Raw genomic sequence first — 15,606 nt, 5'->3', positions numbered from 1 at the left:
AAGGATGTAATGCCATGAAGGTTTTTTTCGGCAAGCTTGCCGCGTTTTTCCGCAAGACCTGGGTATGGAGCCTATGTGTCCTGCTGGTGCTGATCCTGCTGGTGTGGTTCGTCGGCCCGCTGCTCGCAGTTGACGATTACAAGGTCTGGGAGTCCTCGACCAGCCGCCTGCTGACCATCGCCGGTCTGTGCCTGGCCTGGGGGCTGTTCATTGTCTTCACCAGCTGGCGCACTACCCGCCGCAAGCAGGCCGAAGCCAGCGACGAACAGGCCCAGGAGCGCCTGCGCTGCGAAGGTTTGGTTAGCGAAGAGCAAGGCATCCTACGCCAGCGTTACCGCGACGCTATGCGCACGTTAAAGGGTTCGAGCCTGTATCGCGGGCGCAGCGAAAAATGGCGCAATGATCTGCCCTGGTACCTGTTGCTCGGCCCGCAAGGCAGCGGCAAGACCTCGATGCTCGACTTCTCCGGCCTGGACTTTCCCCTCAACCGTGGCGAAAACCAGCGCCTGACCAAGGATGTCTCGGGCACCCGCTACGCTGACTGGTATTTCGCCGATCATGCGGTGCTGATCGACACCGCCGGCCGCTACCTGACCCAGCCCGACGCCCCCGTGGACAGCAAAGCCTGGGATACGTTACTTGGCCTGTTGCGCCGCCGCCGTGCGCGTCCGCTCAACGGTGTGCTGGTCAATATTCCGGTCGAGCAGCTGCTCCAGTCGAACGAACTGGAACTCGAGACCCTGGCGCGCCAAAGCCGCCAGCGCCTGCATGAGATCCGCCAGCGCCTCGGTGCCGACGTGCCTATCTATCTGGTCTTGAGCAAAGCGGACAAGGTGCTTGGCTTCGACGAGTTCTTCGATCAGCTCTCGCGAGAGGAAAGCGATCAAGTGCTGGGGACCAGCTTCCGAAAGGAACAGGACGGCACCGACGTCAACGTGGTTCGGGGCGAATTCGAGGAACTGCTGCGCCGGCTCAACAGCCAGATCATTCTACGCATGCACCAGGAGCGCGATACCCAGCGCCGCGGGCGCATCCTCGACTTCCCTCACCAGCTTGGCCAGATCGGCGAGCGTTTGTGCCTGTTCGTCGAGCTGGCATTCTCCGGCAACCGCTACCAGCGTGCCAGTCAGTTGCGCGGTTTCTACCTGACCAGCGCACCGCAATTACAAAACGGACTCGATCCGCTCACCAGTGGAATCGGTCGCAACATCGGGCTGTCGAGCAGCGCCCTGCCTACCTACCGCAGCGGCCGAGCGCGCTTTATCAACCACCTGCTCAGCCGTGTGATTTTCCCCGAAGCCGATCTTGCCGGGCTGGACCAGAAGGAACTACGCCGTATCGACTGGGGACAGCGCGCTCTTTATGCCACGAGCTTCGCGTGCCTGGCGCTGTTCGGCGCGCTGTGGGCCAACGGCTTTTCCAACAACCACCAGCGTCTCGAGCAACTACGCAGCCTCGCCGAGCATCTGGGCCGTGAGCATCAAGCCATCTCTGCTCAGGACGATGCATTGCGCACACTCAAGGCATTGGATACCAGCTACGCGGCCACACAGGTGTTCCCGAATAAAGCCGAGGTGGCCTACCTGCAGCGTGCCGGGCTCTACCAGGGCGAACGGGTAGATCCGACCCTGCATCAGGCCTACCGGCGCGAACTGGAAGACTTGCTGCTGCCGCGCGTAGCACGCCAGCTCGAAGCGCAGATCCGCGCTAACCTCACCGACCGCGAGCGCCTGCTGGGCAGTCTGCGTGCCTACCTCATGCTCAACCTGGAGCAACGGCGCGAAAACGGCTTCCTCAAGGAGTGGCTAGCAGCGGACTGGTCACTGCGCTATGCCGGGAATGCCGTGGCGCAAAATGGCCTGCTTACGCACTTCGAGCGGCTGCTCGACGAAAGCTTCACGGCCTACCCGCTCAACGACCAGCTGGTCGCCGAAGCGCGCCAAGTGCTACGCAGCGAATCGCTGGCCAACGTCGTCTACCGGATGCTGCGCGACCAAGCCCGCAGCCTTCCGGACTATCGCTTCAGCCAACGCCTCGGCCCTCAGGGCGCCCTATTCAACGGCAGCGACTATGCCATTCCCGGCCTCTATACCCAGAATGGCTATCAGAAGTTTTACGTCGCCCAGGGCAGCGATCTGGTGCGCGAAATTCTGCGTGACAACTGGGTACTCGGAGGGGGCGACAGCCTGAGCCTTAAGGACCTGAGCCACCTCATGGTGGAGATGGAACAGCTCTATTTCCGCGATTATGCCAACTATTGGAGCGAAGCAGTCGCACAACTGACGCTGGAGCCGATGGCAGGTGCTGGTCAGGGCGCGGTATTGCTCAGCGGGCTGAGCGCAGCCAATTCGCCGCTGTTGCAATTACTCGTCGAAATACGCGACAACACCCACTTCGCGGGGGTGGCTGACGCCGCTGACGATGCTGCAGACGCTGGCGATGCGCTCAAGGGCGCCAAGGGCAAGCTGGGCAAAGCCGCCATGCTGGCATCGGCCGCTGCCGAGCAGGCTCAGGTGGTATTGGCCAAGAATCTTCCGGACACCGCGCGCAAAACCTTGGAGCGCCGCTTCGAACCCCTACATCGTCTGCTCGACGAGAATTCGGGCGCGAGCGCCGAACTGGTCCCGACGCTGCAGGCTCTCGATGCGCTGCAATTGCAACTGGCGGGTCTGGCCCACGCCAGCACGCCTGATCAGGCCGCGTTCGAACTCGCCAAAGCACGCATGGGCGGCCAGCGAGATGCGATCAACCAGTTACGCGCCAGCGCAGCCCGTTTGCCGCAACCGATCGGCAACTGGTTCGGCCTGCTCGCTGAAGACAGCTGGACGCTGGTGCTGAACGACGCCTACCACTACCTCAACCAGCGCTACCAAAGCGAGCTGTACGCGTTTTACAAAGGATCGCTGCGCCAGCGCTATCCGTTCAGCGCCCATAGCGAAAGCGATGTTGCCATCGCTGACTTCCGCGAGTTCTTCAAGACACAGGGCGTGGCCGAAAGCTTCTTCGATCGATACCTCAAGGCCTTTGTGAGCGGCAGCGCTGGCCAGTATCAGCTGCGTCGTGTCGATGGCCGTGGCTTACCTCTGTCGCGCGAGTTCCTGGCCCAGATGAGCCACGCACAAACGATCCGTCGCAGCTTCTTCGCCGAGAACCCGAACGAGCCGCAGATCCGCTTCAAACTTGAGCCCTATTCGCTGGATTCGAGCCTGGGCCGCGCCGACTTCCGCTTCGGCAATCAGCAGATGGAATACCGCCACGGCCCGATCGTGCAGACAGCCTTCAGCTGGCCTGCCGACGCCGAAGACGGCCGCACCAGCCTGGTTGTCGAAGAGCTCGGTGGACACCGTGTCGGCATTGAGAAGAACACCGGTCCCTGGTCGCTGTTCCGCCTGCTGGACCTGATGCAGGTGGACTACCACAGCGGCCGTGACGTTTTGATGCTCAAAGCGAATCTGGCCGGCCGTCACGCCAATTACCTGCTGCACAGCCAGCGCTCGCCGAACCCGTTCGACATCGCCTTGCTGCGCGACTTCAAGCTACCGGCGACCCTGTGATGACGAGCACCGCAAGCCCCGCCCATGGCTGGCGTAGCGCCGCGCGAACCGACACCGGCAAGGTTCGCACGCGTAATGAAGACGCCTTCCTCGACCTCCCTGAGCAAGGCTTGTGGGCGGTCGCCGATGGCATGGGTGGCCATCACAACGGTGCATTGGCCAGCCGCTTGATCGTTGAGCAACTGGCCGACTTACCGAAAGGTAGCCTGACCGAACGGTTGGCCAACCTGCGGCGCTGCCTGCATGACCTGAACCACCGGCTCGGGCAGGAGTTGACCGTCACCGCTGATCGTCCAGACCCGGTGATTGGCAGCACCGTGGTCGCACTGCTGATGGAGAATAATCGCGCCGCCTGCGTCTGGGCCGGCGACAGCCGCTGCTACCTCTGGCGTGGCGGTCGCCTGTATCAGCTTTCGCGCGACCACTCACTGCTGCAACAACTGATCGACGAACAAAACCTAAGCCCGCAGGAGGCTGCACGCCGCCCCGCTGCGCATGCGCTCACTCGCGCTGTCGGTGCCAGCGAGCATCTGGTGCTGGACATTCTTGAGTTCGATGTCTATCCAGGCGACGCCCTGCTGCTGTGCAGCGATGGCCTCTACCAGACTCTATCGCCGGACGCACTGGGTGCAGCGCTCAATTCGCCGTCGCCGGCGCTTGCGCTGCAACGGCTGTTCGACCTGGCCATGGACGGTCCGGCGCGGGACAACCTCAGCGCCGTGGTGGTACGCCGATGAACGAGCCCATAGGGGCCGAGCCGGCTTCGGACCTGACCTACTTCGCCTTCGCCTCCACGGCTGCCATGCCTGGCACTCCGACGTCGTCGGCCACCCATACCAACGAGTTGCCGCAGGTATTAGGCGGTCGCTACCGAATTGAACGACTGCTCGGCGTGGGCGGCATGGGAGCCGTCTACCGCGCCCGGGACCTGCTACGTGAACAGTTCGGCGACCCGGAGCCCTACATTGCGCTCAAAACCCTGAACGATGAGTTCGCCGAGTACCCCGACGCCCATGCGCTGCTTTATACCGAGTTCGCCCTGACCGCACGGCTTAGCCATCGCCATGTCGTACGGCTGTTCGGCTTCGATGTGGACACAGCCAGCCAGAGAGCTTTTATCACCCTTGAATTGCTCAAGGGTCCGACCCTCGACCAATTGCTCAGCGAGCGCCCTGGTGGCCTCGCCTGGGACGAGCTGCGCGAAATCGCCCTGCCGCTGATCGAAGCGTTGGCCTACTCCCATAGCCACGGCGTGATCCACGGCGATATCAAACCAAGCAACGTAATGCTTGCCGAGGACGGGTTGCGCTTGTTCGACTACGGCCTCGGCCAGCCACTCGAGGAGGTTCTCAAGAAGCTACCACGCCTCTCTCGTAATCGTTTTAAGGCCTGGACGACCCGCTACGCGGCTCCAGAACTGCTGGAAGGCGCCGAGCCTTCCTCAGTCAGCGACATCTACGCGCTTGCGTGCCTGCTATTCGAACTTGCGAGCGGCCAGCACCCGTTCCGCCGGCTGAGTGCCAAGCAGGCCAAAGCTATGGCCCTGGAGAAAGAGCTGCGGTGCCCACCAAATCTGATGCATGGCTGGCCAGTACTGCGTTCGGCGCTGGCGTTCAATATCCCTGACCGCACGGCGAGCTTGACTCAACTACTGGAAATTTTCCGTCGCCCCGCACCTAGCCGCCTGCAGCGCTGGTTCGGGCGCCCCCATGGATGACATAGGAAACAAGGAAGCGCCATGTTCAACGCGGCTAACGACACCCACTTCAGCCTCACCATCGAAGGCGTCGAGCACGACCTACAGGTACTCGCTTTCACCGGTCGCGAGGCCATCAGCCAGCCCTACCGATTCGACCTGGAGCTTGTCGGCGAGCATCCCGATCTCGACCTGCAGAGCCTGCTGCACAAGCCAGCATTCCTGTCGCTCTCTCCGGCCGGCAATGGCATTCACGGATTGATTCATCGCGTCGCACAGGGCGAGTCCGGCAAGCGCCTAACCCGCTACCAAGTAACTATCGTTCCGCAACTGGCGTACCTCGCCCACCGTACCGATCAGCGCATCTTTCAGCACCTGGCCGTACCGCAAATCATCGCCCAGGTGCTTGAGGGTCACGGCATTCAGGCTGACGCCTATCGTTTTCAACTCGGTCCTGTGGTCTATCCCGAACGTGACTATTGCACGCAGTATGACGAGACGGACCTGCACTTCATCCAGCGCCTGTGCGAAGAGGAAGGTATCCACTATCACTTCGAGCACAGCGAACGAGGCCACGTGCTGGTGTTTGGGGACGACCAGACGAGCTTTCCCAAACTCGGCCAACCGACTGCATACCTCCAGGACAGCGGGCTGGTCCCCGACGAGCCAGTGATCAAGCGCTTTGCCGTCCGCCTGGAGACCCGTACCAACCGCGTCAGCCGGCGCGACTACGACTTCGAGCAGCCGCGTCTGGTGATGGAAGCCGGCCACAAGGGCTCCGAACAGCAGAGCGCATCAGGATCTGACCTAGAAGATTACGACTACCCGGGGCGCTTCACCGAGCGCGCCCGCGGCAAGCATCTATCTCAGCGTGCCTTAGAACGCCACCGTTCCGATTATCGGCGGGCTGAAGGCCGAAGCGACCAGCCCACGCTGGTCAGCGGTCATCTGTTGGAAATTTCCGACCACCCTCGACGGGAATGGAACGACCTCTGGCTGCTGACTGAGGTGTTTCACGAAGGTAAACAGCCGCAGGTGTTGGAGGAGTCGATTGCCAATAACTCAAGTCAGCGCGGGCACGGGCGCGCCCGCACAACTCAACCGGAAGAAGGACTGAGTTCTACGGAAGATCGCTTCACTCAAGGCTATCGCAACCGCTTTTTCGCAACCCCATGGGATGTTCCGTTCCGGCCCGCTTTGGACTACCCAAAACCCCGCTTACTCGGCGCCCAGACCGCAGTCGTCACCGGCCCCGCCGGAGAGGAGATCCACTGCGATGAGTACGGTCGAATCAAGGCCCAATTTTTTTGGGACCGCGAAGGCCAAGCGGACGACAAGACCAGCTGCTGGCTACGCGTCGCCAACAGCTGGGCCGGAGACGGCTACGGCGGTATCGCCATCCCGCGCGTCGGCATGGAAGTACTGGTTACCTTTCTGGAGGCCGACCCCGATCAACCCTTGGTCACAGGCTGCCTCTACCACGCCGAACACCAGGTCCCCTACGACCTGCCGGCGAACAAGACCCGGAGCGTTTTCAAGACACTGAGCTCACCGGGCGGTGGCGGCTACAACGAGCTGCGCATCGAGGACCGCAAAGGTGCCGAACAGATTTACATCCACGCCCAGCGCGACTGGGACGAAAACGTCGAGCACGACCAGAAAATCCGCGTCGGAAACGAACGCCACGACAGTGTAGAAAAGAACAGTTACACCGAGCTGCACGCCGAAGAACACCTGATCGTCAGAACCGAGCGCAAGGTGGAAATCAAACCCGACGACCATCTCGCGGTCGGGCAGAACCAACATATCAAGCTCGGCACCGCCCAACTGACCAAAGCCGGCCGCGAGATACACCTCAAGTCCGGCCAGAAAATGGTCATCGAAGCCGGCATCGAACTCACCCTCCACGCTGGCGGCAGCTTCATCAGGCTCGACCCCGGCGGCATCACCGTCAGCGGTCCATTGGTCAAGATAAATGCCGGTGGCGCGCCGGGCAAAGGGACTGGGATAAAGATCAAGCCGCCGGTGCTGCCGGGGATGGCGGATCGCGACAAGGCGGGGAGTTTGTTGGAGCAGGCGCAGCTAGGTGAGGCAGGCAACTTGACCACCAAACGCAAGCGCTCGCTTAACTTTTCGGGTTAAGAAAAGGATAGGGCAAGCCGCCAGGCGTGCTCATAGGCAAGGAGCAATGTACGAACATGGCCGAAAACAAACCGATCAATTGGAGCTACCCGTTCCCCAGCAGGGACGCAACCAGCAATCCGCTGCAGCTACTTACCCTTATGGCGTCAGCCAAGGGAGGCTACTACCCGACCGGCGAGAATGGCCTATGGCATGGCGGCGTGCATTTCGACGACGGCACTGCAGCCGAGTTCGATCAATCGAGCGTGCGCTGCATCGCTGATGGAGAGGTGATCGCCTATCGCATCGACGAGCACTACCCCGTCAGCGAGTTTACGGACGAGATCCCGCTGATCAAACGCGCGCCGTTTTCGCCGGGGTTCGTTCTGGTCAAGCACAGCCTACAGGCACCACCACTACGCAATGCCGACGGCCGCATCGATGATCGGAGTATCCCTCCAAACCTGACCCTCTACAGCTTGTATATGCACTTGCTGGACTGGCCGGGCTACCAGGCGCAGCCAGACCTGCCGCGCCCCGCCTTCTGGGAAACGAGAAGCTATACCGTCAACACGCAGAATCAAGGTTTGAGCGTCCGTGCGGGTCCGAGCAAGAACGCCGCCAAGCTTTCCGAGCTGTCCAGGGGAGCCGAAGTTGCCATTGGCGAAACGCAAGGCGAATTCAGCAAGCTGGTCAGCCTGATCAGCGGAACGGCGCAACCCGTCATGGCGACCAATGAAAACGGGCAACTGCCTGGCTACGTACTCACCAAGCTGCTCAAACCGCACAGCGAACCAGCGGAATACGACAAGGTCGTCGTCCTCGACAGCGGGCGGCCAATCAAGGCCGGTGCTCTGATTGGTCATCCGGGCCTGTACCAGAACCACGACAGCGCCGCCCAGCATATGGTCCATATCGAGCTCTTCAGCTGCGACGATGTGCCCGCGTTCCTCACTCAGAGTCGCGCCTGGGCGGGCCGCCTACCCGACGACCAGAAAACCCTGCTCAAGGTCTACAAAGGCGCAAGCAAGCTGATCAAGCACCGGGACGACATCAGCGCTGATAGTCCACCCAGGCTCAGCGACGAAGGCTCTCAGATCGGTGTCGACCTGATCATTCCGCAAGCGCTGCTGGACGGACTACCGGCTTCGAGCAAGATCCAGGTCAAGACCGCGGACGATGGCGACACGACCTGCTGGTGGCGACTGGACAGCCTGTTCGCTGACGTCAACGGGAATCCCATCGACGGCTGGCTGGCCGAACAGGAATTGATCACTACCCGCCACAGTCCCTGGGAGTGGGAGGGCTTCCAATGCGTCGAGGAAACCGGGACGCCCGTCGAAAAGCTTGCCTATAGTCTCGATGCCCGCCGCCTGCTAAATACGGAGGAACAGCAAAACTATCACGCCCAGATCAACAAGGCAGACGGCGGTCCCATCCTGACGCTGGCTCGGCTGCACGACATCGTCGACACAGATAAGGACGGAATTCTGACCAGCACGGAAATCCGTGCTGCCCTTACGAAGCCTTGGCAGGCGCAACTGCTCGGCCAAATGATCACCAGATATCAAAGCGAATGGTTCTGGAACAGGAGTAAATGGAATGAACTGGACCCGTTACTGGAGGAGGAACCTGGAAAACCGAATTTTATTTGGGAAGCGGAAAAACGGCGGATTGAGAAGCTGAGCTGGTGGAGCGATGTAGCCGAAAAGCATGGGCTCGGTGGGGATGGGAAGGCTTGGCATTTTCAGCCGTCAGGCTTAATTGGCAACCTTTATATTCTCGAAGACGAGAATGATTTGAAATGGCTAAAAGTTCCGCAAGGACAACTAACTTTCGACGTCGAAGGCAACGACAACCCAAGTTCAATTTATTTTAGCCGAGTGGCTCATTGGCCTCCTGTAGGAAACTCCGGCGTAACCCTCGGCCGCGGCTACGATATAGGTCAACAACCTAATGTAAAAGCCGATCTTGAGAGTGCGGGGATTGAAGAACCATTCTTATCTTGGCTTGTGGCTGGACAAGGCAAAACACAAGTAGAGGCATGCAGTTACTTGTCAGCCGCACCTGAAGAGTTGCGCAAACTTACGATTACTAGAAAACAACAACACCAGCTATTTCTGTTTACATATCATCTAATGGAGGCTGATGTGAAGCGCATCAGCACCGCGAGCACCACTCTTAACAGATATTTCCCCACCATGTCCGGACGAGGCGAAGAAGCGTGGAACGCAATTGATGAGAAGATAAAAGATCTTATGATTGATTTGAGATATCGAGGCGATTACAAGCCAGCTACAAGAGAAAAAATTCAGGAGCTATGTTATAAAAATGATTTTCCTAACCTCAAACAAGCAATGCAAGACCAAGCATTCTGGGTATCGACACACAATGTGCCGCCAGACAGATTCAACAGACGGAAAGAGTATACGAATGATTGGTAAAGCAATATTTACAGCTTTCTTCTTCACCGCCTTGGCCCATGCTGGCCTTGAGACGGAAATAGCACAGCAACAAGAAACAGAAAAACAGCTCCGGATGGAACTAGAAGCACAAAAAGACCTAGCCGAACACGCATACAAAGAAGTAGTCGAATTTGCATCGACCTCTCCAACCAATCATGAAGAGCAGGTAAAGAGATTGGAAGAAGCATTTAAAGTATGGGATGATTTTATCGAAAAGACTTGCCGAGCCGAAGCTCTCGAAAGCATTGGAACTCGAGCAGAGCAAGCTAATAAACTCGACTGCATGATAAAACGATACAAGGAAAAAGAGGCGTATTTTAACTCCACTATCTGATTGCGGAATGCACGTGCCATGTTAAAACATCAACCCATAATGAAACGAGCGAAAGCCATCACTTGTCAGTCGATTCTAGTCACCACGATAAAATTGGCATGATTTAGAAAGCTCTTCTAGAGCTTCGGAAGCAAAGATATCCACTGAACATTACTTAAATATATCTGCGCCTAAGTCAAATATCCTTCGTCAAGAATTTCCTACTCCATAGCTTTCCTGGAAAAGCAAACCTCTTCGAGCTGGCGTACATGCTTGCGACAGCCCGGCATGAGGCCTACTATTTCCCCACTGGTGAGTTTTTTAGTTCCAAGCCCGAAGTAGGCAGCTTTGCCTACTTCAACAAATATGACCCGATGCTAGCCAGCACCCAAGAACATCGAGATCGAGCCATAGCAAATGGGAACATATTGTCGGGTGACGGTTATAAATACCGAGGGCGAGGCCTCGTCCACCTTACTTGGAAGAATAATTACCGCAAGGCGGAGGAGCATCTTGGCGTCGATTTCGTGACCCAACCTGAAAAAGCCGCGCAGCCCGAGCATTCCGTGCCAATTATGATTTGGGGAATGCAGGAAGGAGTTTTTACAGGTTGGAAACTAAGCCAGTACATTAATGCTGCTGGCGTGGACTATGCCGAAGCCCGCAGAGTTATTAACGGAACCGATCAGCACCAGCTCATTGCCGGTTATGCACAAAAATTTGAAATCATTCTAAGAAAAACATCCTCGGCCAAGGAAATCTTCGCGCCATGAGATACACACGATATTCCACGCTATTGGTTTCGCTTTCGCTGGCTACCGCTACACATGCAGATCCATATACAGTGATAATAGATAGCAATGCATCGCCGAAGATTGTCTATAAAGCAAACATGAATACCGGTGCGTTAACGATCAGCTGGGGAAAGGAAACCAAGATATTCACCGATATAGTTGGTTATACAGGGCAAGTTTCCAGAGCTCTGTCCTCGTTCAACGGTGGCCCGGCGCTTAGCTACGAAAACGCCGGATCAAACACTCTTTTCGAAGTATTTTATACGCTCACCCTTAAGGACAAAGTCCCGCTTATTGACTGCGTGTACGGTAACATCCGCAATGGGCAGAATGGCGTATCCATTCGCAAGGCTGTATGCAATATTCAGAAGCCACTTTCGAGCCAGTATCAAGACCTGATTTTCACCTACTCGGACAGGTGGATCAGAGCATCCAATTCAGTATCTTTGCAGTCCGTGATGGCGGAGCCTTCTCAAGAGGTCGATGCCCCTCTCGATAGACTGGGCGAGATTGATTTGGCATTGCGCTACAGCTCGGTCGAGGAGCTAATGTCTGCAACCCCGAAAACCATAGCTAAGGTAGATGAAAAGACCCATGAAATAACCAACGGCAATGCTTATTTGGTCTATGACGCTGACGGTACGACCCTCCTTGCGGTGGATATGGAGACGGACCCTGTCACACATGCACTGGAACGCCTGACAGCTACGGACCTGTCGCTAGCCATTGACGCCAACCGAAAATGATCTTCGAAACGCGGAGAAAAAGACGAAAGAGTAGAGAAGAACAACAAAATCCGTTCCTGTCTTCATCGTGACAAGCTGTGTAAACCAAAACAGAAAGCGCCATATTGCCATCGCTCTTTAACCCTGCCATAAACGCGCATTCGCCATTACCGTTACAAGGATGTACCAATGCGACTAGTGCGACGTGTCCTGTTGGCTGTTTTGTTGCTGGCTGCGCTGGTGGTCGGGGCTGGGTTGTATTTCGTGGCCTATCCCAACCTGCCTGACTATGAGGCGCCCAAGGTGCTTCGCTACCTCGACCAATGGAGCGAGGCAGACCGGCAAACCTATTACTACACGCCACAAGGCACCCAGGTTAAAGGCCTGGAATACGACTGGTTCGGAGCGCTGGAGCTACCGCTCAGTAGAGCCAAATTCGCGGCACCCGACTACCTGGCCCGCTTCGGATTTCTGATCGATCCCACACAGAAGGCCACTGCACTGAACCCTGGCAATCTTCCGGTCGGCTTTGCCCGACATGAAGATGACGAGACAGGAAGAGCCTACCTGGACGTCAGCTGTGCGGCGTGCCACACCGGCGAGCTGCGCTACAATGGTCAGGCCATACGCATCGACGGCGGCGCGGCGATGCACTCACTGGCGTCGACCGTACCGACTTTGCGCGGCGGGTCCTTTGGCCAGGCGCTCGGCATGAGCATGGCATTTACCTACTACAATCCGCTCAAGTTCCGCCGTTTCGCTCATGAGGTGCTGGGTGAGAACTACGAGCGTGATCGTAGCCAGCTGCGCCGGGATTTCAAGCAGGTGCTCAATCGGCTGCTCGGCACGGCCTACAACGACTGGCATCGTGGACTCTACCCGACCGAGGAAGGCTTCGGCCGCACCGATGCCTTCGGGCGCATCGCCAACACAACCTTCGGTGACGCCATTGACCCGGTCAACTACCGCGTCGCCAACGCCCCGGTTAGCTATCCGCAACTCTGGGATATCTGGAAGTTCGACTGGGTTCAGTGGAACGGCTCGGCCATGCAGCCTATGGCGCGCAACATTGGCGAGGCACTGGGCGTGGGTGCGCGACTGCAATTGCTGCACGAAGATGGCCAACCGGTTCCCGAGGCCGAGCGTTATGCGTCCGGCGTGCGTGTACGAGACCTGCATAGGCTTGAAACGACCCTGATGCAGCTGACCCCGCCACGCTGGCCTGAAGAGGTGCTGGGCCAGGTCGATCTCCAGCAGGCGAGCCAGGGACGCGCGCTGTACTGGGAAAACTGCGCGCACTGTCACGACGCCAAGCCCAAACCGGCCGACAAGCGCTTTGCTCCAAGCCGTGAGCCGGAGTGGCGCATGCCAGTCGTTGCGACCTCTTTCGTTGGTACCGACCCGACCACAGCCGACAACATTGCCGACAATCGCTTCGATCTCACCCGTTTGGGCTGGAAGCAGGAGGAGCTGAATCGGCTGGACGTCCGTCTGTTCGGTAAATCGGCAGGCGAACTGGACCTGAGGAAGGTTTCTAGCGCTAAGGGACTGGCCTATATCACTGCTTACGTCAGCGACCGCGCATATCGCGACGCGGGCATCACGCCGGAAGAGCGGGCCGAATTCGATGGCTTCGGGCTGCCGATCGGGGTGCAGGAAGTCCGCGGTTATAAGGCGCGCCCGCTAGACGGCATCTGGGCGACGCCTCCTTTTCTACACAACGGCTCCGTGCCAACCCTGTTCCAGCTGTTGTCGCCCGTCGCCGAGCGGCAAAAAACCTTCTGGACCGGTAGCCGAGAATATGACCCGCGGCATGTCGGCATCCGCACCGAGCGCTTCGAGGGCGGGTTCCTGCTGGACACCTCGATCACCGGCAATAGCAATCGCGGTCATGAATTTCGTGCTGGATGCCGCGGCAACGGCGTGATTGGTCGTGCCCTTGAGCCGCACGAACGCTGGGCTCTGGTGGAATACCTCAAGGTATATGGTGATCCGCGCTTCGAGCCTCTGCTGAGCGACATTCCACCCCGCCGTTACAATCCTGGCCCGGCCTGCCGCTGATCAGCACATAAGGAGTTACACATGTTTACACGGTTCTGGCTCTGGCTCGGGCGCCTGCTCAGCCGACTGCTGGTCGCTTTGATCGCGCTCGGCGTGACCGTCTGGGCAATCAGCTTTGTCTTTTACCATTTCAAATACAGCGGTCCAGTTCCGACCGAAGAGATGGTCGCGCCCGACGAAGCCTCCGACACGCAGGCGATCATCGAGAACGCTATCGCGGTAATCGAGCAGCATCGAGACAACACTCGCGTGCTTCGTGACGCACACGCCAAAGCGCATGGCTGCGTTAAGGCCGAGGTGAGGGTACGTGAAGATTTGGAGAGCGCGCTGCGCCAGGGTGTATTCGCGGAGCCAGGCAAAACCTGGCAGGCCTGGGTGCGGCTCTCCAACGGCAACGCTTATCCTCAATTCGACCGGATCAAGGACGCCCGCGGTATGGCTATCAAACTGCTCGATGTGCCAGGCGATAAGCTCACCCGCGACCCGCACCATGCCGGGGAGCAGGACTTCGTGATGTTCAACAATCCGGTGTTCTTCGTACGCGACGTCGCAGAATATCGCAGCAACTTTGCAGCTCAAGCCGAAGGCAAAAAATTGTTGGCCTTCTTTCCGAGTGCCGACCCACGCAGCTGGGAACTACGCCACCTTTATATCGCGTTGGAGACACTCGCACCGGCACCCGAGAGTCCAGTCGCGACCACCTACAGTTCAGTGGCGCCATACAAGCTCGGCCCGCACAACATCAAGTACCGCGTAATCCCCACCCCCGAGCATTGCCCGGACTACCGTCTGCCAGAGCAGAACCGCGATCTACCGAACTTCCTGCGCAGTGCGCTCTACCAGCAATTGTCGCTGGACCGCGCGCCAGCCTGTTTTCAGCTTCAGGTTCAGCGGCAGAACGCAGACCATTACATGCCGATTGAGGACACCAGTATCGAATGGGACGATTCAGTTTCTCCGTTCGAAACGGTTGCCGATATCCGCCTCCCTGCGCAGGACTTTGACAACCCCGAACAGAACCTTGCCTGCGACAATCTTTCGTTCAACCCTTGGCATGCTCTGCCGGCGCACCGGCCGATAGGTGGCATCAACCGACTGAGGAAGACGGTCTATGAGACGATCAGTGCTTACCGAGCAGAGCGAAATGGTTTTGCCCAGCTAGGTGCTAACCAGGAAACGCCGCGTTGACGCGCTTTCTCAAGGCTGCTTGAACTCAAGAATCTGCGAGACCGTTTTACGGTTCAGCTTTGCTCGTAAGCACTTGAAAAGCAGGTGGGCCGTATCCGACTCCCCATTATCTGGACGAAGCGGCTAACATTGACGAGCGTAAACCAGCAGGCACTCATCGAAACCAGCCTGCAACTCGGCTTCGTGCCGATTCTGGCCTCGGTGAAGCCGCAGGTGTCGGCACATGTAGCTATCGACCTGGAAGGCGGTAGCGGCCCGGCCGGAATCTATATCGACGAAGCGGATTGGAAATTCATTAAGCGCCGTGATCAGGCTGAGGCATCGATCGCCGCCTCTGATCCAAAAGCCGTGAAAGAGGTCGAGCCGGTTAGCTGAACGCGGTGGTCGAGAGCTGACCAGTCTGCTGCCGGTGGCGCAGGCTGGCGCCAGCCGAAACGGCCTTTTCTATCGCCTCTAGTCCAAAGCTATCTCATACGTAAGAGTGCGGTTTGCCCGTAGCCATGAGTCTCCTCCCAAACGGTGTGACGATCCGCATTGATCGTCGCTCCGCCACGCATCGATTGTCGTCGAGCGCGTCTATCTCAACAGCCGCTTCTTCTAGCCTGCCAGTTCCTCGGCATTGGTGATTCACAGAGCCAGATAGCTCGATGCATGAGCGGCTTGCTGCTATCGCAGCCAGCCTGCCCGGA

Annotated in this window: 10 protein-coding genes and 1 pseudogene; all 11 read left to right on the top strand. The window is 58.3% G+C overall.

Annotation, left to right across the window (positions count from 1 at the left end):
- Positions 1-14 precede the first annotated feature (14 nt).
- Complete coding sequence (gene tssM / locus UF78_RS00440) at positions 15-3,554, top strand: type VI secretion system membrane subunit TssM (protein WP_045160048.1); 3,540 nt, start codon at positions 15-17, stop codon at positions 3,552-3,554.
- Positions 3,554-4,291: a PP2C family protein-serine/threonine phosphatase gene (locus tag UF78_RS00435; protein WP_045160047.1), complete on the top strand. Its 738-nt coding sequence runs from the start codon at positions 3,554-3,556 to the stop codon at positions 4,289-4,291. The genes tssM and UF78_RS00435 overlap by 1 nt, the downstream gene beginning before the upstream one ends.
- The gene (locus UF78_RS00430) at positions 4,288-5,271 is read left to right on the top strand and encodes a serine/threonine-protein kinase (protein ID WP_196298622.1); all 984 of its coding nucleotides are present in this window, start codon (positions 4,288-4,290) and stop codon (positions 5,269-5,271) included. The genes UF78_RS00435 and UF78_RS00430 overlap by 4 nt, the downstream gene beginning before the upstream one ends.
- A 21-nt stretch (positions 5,272-5,292) precedes the next feature.
- Complete coding sequence (gene tssI, locus UF78_RS00425; protein ID WP_045160046.1) at positions 5,293-7,392, top strand: type VI secretion system tip protein TssI/VgrG; 2,100 nt, start codon at positions 5,293-5,295, stop codon at positions 7,390-7,392.
- Positions 7,393-7,448: 56 nt separating this feature from the next.
- Positions 7,449-9,815 carry a hypothetical protein gene (locus tag UF78_RS00420; protein ID WP_045160045.1) on the top strand — a complete coding sequence of 789 codons (2,367 nt, stop codon included), beginning with the start codon at positions 7,449-7,451 and terminating at the stop codon, positions 9,813-9,815.
- Positions 9,805-10,170 (top strand): hypothetical protein, encoded by a 366-nt coding sequence (locus tag UF78_RS00415; RefSeq protein ID WP_045160044.1) that lies wholly within the window; start codon positions 9,805-9,807, stop codon positions 10,168-10,170. The genes UF78_RS00420 and UF78_RS00415 overlap by 11 nt, the downstream gene beginning before the upstream one ends.
- Positions 10,171-10,418: 248 nt before the next feature.
- Positions 10,419-10,922, top strand: a complete 504-nt coding sequence (locus UF78_RS00410) for a hypothetical protein (protein WP_052679260.1) — start codon at positions 10,419-10,421, stop codon at positions 10,920-10,922.
- On the top strand, positions 10,919-11,689 hold the full coding sequence (locus tag UF78_RS00405) for a hypothetical protein (protein ID WP_045160043.1): 771 nt from the start codon (positions 10,919-10,921) through the stop codon (positions 11,687-11,689). Before UF78_RS00410 ends, UF78_RS00405 begins: the two co-directional genes overlap by 4 nt.
- Positions 11,690-11,857: 168 nt before the next feature.
- On the top strand, positions 11,858-13,729 hold the full coding sequence (locus UF78_RS00400; protein WP_045160042.1) for a di-heme-cytochrome C peroxidase: 1,872 nt from the start codon (positions 11,858-11,860) through the stop codon (positions 13,727-13,729).
- A 21-nt stretch (positions 13,730-13,750) separates the two neighbouring features.
- The gene (locus tag UF78_RS00395; RefSeq protein ID WP_045160041.1) at positions 13,751-14,917 is read left to right on the top strand and encodes a catalase family protein; all 1,167 of its coding nucleotides are present in this window, start codon (positions 13,751-13,753) and stop codon (positions 14,915-14,917) included.
- Between the two features lie 78 nt (positions 14,918-14,995).
- Positions 14,996-15,292 (top strand): annotated as a pseudogene (locus UF78_RS22490) (Mks condensin complex protein MksF); the annotation flags it as partial.
- Positions 15,293-15,606 lie beyond the last annotated feature (314 nt).

Source organism: Stutzerimonas stutzeri, from assembly GCF_000952685.1.
Classification (GTDB): domain Bacteria; phylum Pseudomonadota; class Gammaproteobacteria; order Pseudomonadales; family Pseudomonadaceae; genus Stutzerimonas; species Stutzerimonas stutzeri_E.
The sequence above is the reverse complement of the archived record's forward strand: the minus strand, read 5'-3'. Positions and strand labels throughout refer to the sequence as shown.